The sequence below is a fragment of the Dietzia sp. HMSC21D01 genome (assembly GCF_001815995.1).
Classification (GTDB): domain Bacteria; phylum Actinomycetota; class Actinomycetes; order Mycobacteriales; family Mycobacteriaceae; genus Dietzia; species Dietzia cinnamea.
The window spans coordinates 1-4,513 of record NZ_KV823717.1; the positions used below are offsets into that span (position 1 = coordinate 1).

At 74.0% G+C, this 4,513-nt stretch carries 5 protein-coding genes and 1 pseudogene; 2 read left to right on the plus strand and 4 right to left on the minus strand.

What is annotated here, in order from left to right:
* The 3 genes and pseudogenes from HMPREF3086_RS18830 to lspA form a co-directional block, all read right to left on the minus strand.
* Positions 1-470, minus strand: a pseudogene (locus tag HMPREF3086_RS18830) (hypothetical protein); the annotation flags it as partial.
* A complete protein-coding gene (locus HMPREF3086_RS02595) occupies positions 467-1,393 on the minus strand; it encodes an RluA family pseudouridine synthase (RefSeq protein ID WP_061229116.1) in 927 nt (308 codons plus the stop codon). The pseudogene HMPREF3086_RS18830 and the gene HMPREF3086_RS02595, both read right to left, overlap by 4 nt.
* A complete protein-coding gene (gene lspA, locus HMPREF3086_RS02600; protein ID WP_061229115.1) occupies positions 1,386-1,988 on the minus strand; it encodes a signal peptidase II in 603 nt (200 codons plus the stop codon). Before lspA ends, HMPREF3086_RS02595 begins: the two co-directional genes overlap by 8 nt.
* Positions 1,989-2,057: 69 nt before the next feature.
* On the opposite strand from lspA, the gene HMPREF3086_RS02605 reads away from it, so the two are divergent.
* Positions 2,058-3,128, plus strand: coding sequence for a hypothetical protein (locus HMPREF3086_RS02605; RefSeq protein ID WP_167349555.1), 1,071 nt, complete (start codon positions 2,058-2,060; stop codon positions 3,126-3,128).
* Positions 3,129-3,159: 31 nt separating this feature from the next.
* Here HMPREF3086_RS02605 and HMPREF3086_RS02610 read toward each other — a convergent pair whose 3' ends face one another.
* Complete coding sequence (locus HMPREF3086_RS02610; protein WP_061229114.1) at positions 3,160-3,651, minus strand: WKL family lipoprotein; 492 nt, start codon at positions 3,649-3,651, stop codon at positions 3,160-3,162.
* 163 nt (positions 3,652-3,814) lie between these two features.
* Here HMPREF3086_RS02610 and HMPREF3086_RS02615 point away from each other — a divergent pair.
* Positions 3,815-4,513, plus strand: a 699-nt coding sequence (locus HMPREF3086_RS02615) for an asparaginase domain-containing protein (protein WP_246830866.1), incomplete at its 3' end; no start/stop codon positions are given.

The window sequence follows — 4,513 nt, forward strand, 5'->3', positions numbered from 1 at the left end:
AGGCCCCGGCCGAACACCGCCTCGCGCCCGGCCTCCCCCGCCACCGGCTCGGCCAGCGCCACGTCGGAAACGGGCATCGCGACCCCCTCGACCGGCACCTGCACGGACAGCCCCGAGACGCGCGGCAGACCCCGCACCGCGCCGGCGGCCTCGGCGACCGACCACGCCTCACCCGCGCTGACGAGGGCCCAGCGGTGGGCGTCGGGGTCGCGGGCGCGGCCCTCGTCGTCGTCGCCATCATCACCGGATCCCCCCGGGACGTCCGTCCCGCCGCCCACGGTGACCAGTGAGGCGGCCGCGCGGTCGAGGTAGTCGCCGACGCGCTCGCCGGGGTCGGGGCCCAGGGCGTCGCTCATCACCCCCGGGCTCCGCGGGAGCTCGGTGCGCAGCGCGGTGAGGATCGTCACCAGCGCCAGGACGACCACCACCCCCACGCCGGCGGCCCGCAGCAGCCGCGCGGCGCCGGTCATGCGTCGCGGAGGACGTCGATCGCGTGCTGCAGGTCGTCGGGGTACCGGCTCGCGAAGTCCACGCGCGCCCCCGTGCCCGGATGCTCGAAGCCCAGGCCCACCGCGTGCAGCCACTGCCGCTCGAGCCCCAGCCGCCGCGCGAGGACCGGGTCCGCGCCGTACGTGAGGTCACCCGCACACGGGTGGTGCAGCGCCGAGAAGTGCACGCGGATCTGATGGGTGCGCCCCGTCTCGAGCTTCACCTCGACCAACGTCGCCGCCTGGTGCGCCTCGAGGGTGTCGTAGTGCGTGATCGACGGCTTGCCGTCGGAGGTGACCGCGAAGCGCCAGTCGTTCGACGTGTGCCGGCCGATCGGCGCGTCGATCGTCCCCGAGAGCGGATCGGGGTGGCCCTGCACCAGCGCGTGGTAGGTCTTGTCGACAGTCCGGTCGCGGAACGCCCGCTTGAGCAGCGTGTACGCCCGCTCCGACGCCGCCACCACCATGAGGCCGGAGGTCCCCACGTCGAGGCGGTGGACGATCCCCTTGCGCTCCGGCGGTCCCGAGGTCGAGATGCGGTACCCGGCGGCGGCCAGGCCGCCGATCACCGTGGGACCGGTCCACCCGACCGAGGCGTGCGCGGCCACACCGACGGGCTTGTCGACGACGACGATGTCCGCGTCCGAGTACACGACCGCCATCCCCTCGACCGGCTCGGCGACCACCGCCGGCTCGGCCCGCGGCTCCGGCATCTCTACCTCGATCCAGGACATCCCGGTGAGCTTGTCGGACTTGCCCACGGTGCGGCCGTCGAGCAGAACCTTGCCCTCGCCGGCCAGGTCCGCCACCGCGGTGCGCGAGATGCCCAACAGCCGGGAGACGCCGGCGTCGACGCGCATGCCGTCGAGACCGTCCGGCACGGGGAAGTTACGCAGCTCACCCATCGGCCGGGTCCCCCTTGGCGACGGGGGCGGCGTCGTCCGACACGCGCGAGCCGTCGAAGTCGATGTTGCGCAGGACCGCCACCGCCACCACGATCACACCGGCGACCAAGCAGGAGTCCGCCACGTTGAACACCGGCCACCAGCCCACGGACAGGAAGTCCACGACGTGGCCCTGCAGGATCCCGGGCGCCCGGAAGTAGCGGTCCACGAGATTGCCGGCGGCGCCGCCGAGGATGAGGCCCAGCCCCCACGCCCACCATGTGGAGTGGACGCGGCGGGAGAACCACAGCAGCCCCAGCACCACGACCGTGGCGACGACGCTGAGCACGACCGTCGACTCCGTACCCATCGAGAACGCGGCGCCGGGATTGCGCAGCAGCACCAACCGCACCGTGTCACCCACGAGCTCGATCGGGCGGGCGTTCTCCAGGTTGGCCACCGCGAGCACCTTGGTGACCTGATCGATCAGGACCACCACGCCCGCGATCGCCAGCATGACCGCCGGCCCCGCGCGGAAGTACCCGGGCGCGGTGGCCCGAGGTCCGGGTGTGCTCGCTCCCGCGGCGTCAGGCCGCGTGCCGTCGGTCTCCGTCATGCCGCCCAGTATCCCTGATGATGTCGCCGACCCGACGGCTGCGGGTGGGCGACCCTCTAGGCTCGGGGCGTGGACCCGCGATCGACCGTCATCCCCGGCCCCTCCCGAACCACCCGCCGCGAGCGTGGCGGCGACCGAGGACGGGGTGGCCGCGGCGGCTCCGGTCGACGTCTCCTCGCGGCCGCGCTCGCGGCCACCCTCGTAGTCGGTACCGCCGGGTGCGCCGACGACGACGCCTCTGACCCCGCCGCCTCGGGGCAGGCGACGACCACCGGGGCGGGCGCCGCTGCGGACCCGGACGCGCAGGCGCTCGAGCCCGAGGTGAGCGTCGACCCCGGACCCGCCCCCACCGTGGAGCTGGTGGACGCCGGGCAGGGCGAGCGGCGGGTACTCGCCTACGCCCCGTCGCTCGAACCGGCGGTCGTGGCCGTGACCCGTGCAGCCACGTCCCGCACCGAGGTCCCGGGTTCCGAGCCGAGGGTCGACGACACTCCGGAACAGACACTCACCCTGGAAGGGCGTTCCGAACCGGACGTCGACGGCGCCCAGCGGGCGACCGTCACCGCGCGCGAGTTCACCTCCGTCGACGACCGCCGGTCCGCGCAGTTCGCCACCGCGCCCGGTTTCACCGTCACCTGGACCCGCAGCGCCGACGGCGTCATCCGCGAGCTCTCACTGGCGGCACCGGCGGGTGCGACCGACGCCGCTCGCGCCGGCGTCGAGATCACCGCCAACGCGATCTCGGACGCGACCGTCGCGTTCCCCACCGAGGAGATCGGCGTGGGCGCCCGGTGGACGGTCACCCGGCAGGTCGACGACGCGGTCGCCCCGACCCGGGTCACCACCTACGAGCTGGTGGACCTCGACGGCGACGTCGCCACCGTCCGGTCACGCACCGAGGCCCCCGATCCGCAGGACACCCTCACCGCACCCGCGCCCGACGGCGGGCCGGGCGTCACCCTGGACGTGGAGTCCTACGACGTCTCCGGCTCCGGCGAGCTGACGGTCGACCTCCGGGCCGCCCTGCCGGTGGGCGGGACGACCGAGTCCTCCACGCGGACCGCCTACGTCGACCCGGATTCCGGACGACGGTCGACCTACGAGGAGGACTCGGAACTGAGCTTCCGCACGGTGGACTGACCGCCGGCGCGGCGCCCGGCGGTCGCCCGGATCAGGCCGCGGCGCAGGTGGCCGGCGGCTGGAGCCCGGCGTTGGTGATCAGCGCGCAGGCGAAGGACTTCTGCAGCTGCCACTGGCCGTTCTGGTTGATGAACTGCGCCTGGACGTTGATGTCCTCCTGGCCCGGCTGGGTGATCACCGCGTTGGCGATGAGCGTGCCCGGGATGTCGCCCTCCGCCACGCCGGTGATCGTCACGCCGGCACCCTGCTCGGCCTTGAGGGCGGCGATCTGGTCGAAGATCTCGGGCGCCTCGGCACCCCCCTCGACGAGGTCGACCTTCTCCTCCACCGGAACGGCGGGATCGGACGCCCGGTCGAGGAGCCCGGTCAGCTCCGCGGCGGTGGGCACGGCGGCGGTCTCCTGCGCGCTCGTGGTGGGCGCGGGTGCGGTCTCGCGCTCATCGCCTCCACCCCCACAGGCGGCGAGGCCACCCATGGCGAAAGCGGACAGGGAGAGAGCGGCGATGGTCCGTCGAAGACTCACGCGGGGGTCCTTTCGTCGAGATGTGGGGCACCGGGCATCCGGCGCCGAGCCGGTCCCGGCTCCGAACCGTGTCACCGGCCCAACGAACACTGGTCGGTCATTGTTCCATCGTCGGCGGCCCGGGTGTTTGACGACGAGCCGCCCGCACAGCACTGTGGACCGGGTGACCAGCGGCCAGACCAGCACCGATACCCCCCACATCGTGATCTGCACCACCGGCGGCACGATCACCGCCTCCACGACGCCCGAGGGCGCGGTGGTGGCCGGGGACTCCGATCCGGCCACGGCGGCGATGCTCGACGCGCTCCGCGCCGTGCTGCCCGGCGAGATACGGGTGAGCGCCCGCGCCGTCCTCGACGCCGACTCCTCCACCTTCGGACCCGCCGAGTGGGACCTGATCGTCGACACCGTCGCGGACGTCCTGGCCGACCCGGAGGTCTCCGGGGTGGTCGTGACCCACGGGACGGACACCCTCGAGGAGACCGCCATCGCGCTGGACCTGCATCACGCGGACCCGCGGCCCGTGGCGCTCACGGGCGCGCAGCGTGCCGCCGACCACCCCGAGGCCGACGGGCCCGCGAACCTGCTCGACGCGGTGCTGTTGGCCGCCGACCCGGTCTCCCGCGATCTGGGGGTGCTGGTGGTGCTCGGGCGGGCGATCCTTCAGGCCCGCGGGGTGCGCAAGTGGCACACGACCGATTCCGTCGCCTTCGCCCGAAACTCCCCCGAGCACCCGGTGGAGGACCTGCCGCCGGAGCTCGAGCGCCCCACGCTGACCGGGCGGGCCCGGTTCGCCGACACCCGGGTGGACGTGGTCGCCTGCCCGCCGGGCTCCGACGCCGCGGCGGTGAACGCCTGCGTC

Excerpts from the sequence above, each read along its gene's own strand:
- HMPREF3086_RS02595 (WP_061229116.1), bottom strand. The coding sequence starts at position 1,393 with ATGGGTGAGCTGCGTAACTTCCCCGTGCCGGACGGTCTCGACGGCATG.
- lspA (WP_061229115.1), bottom strand. The coding sequence starts at position 1,988 with ATGACGGAGACCGACGGCACGCGGCCTGACGCCGCGGGAGCGAGCACA.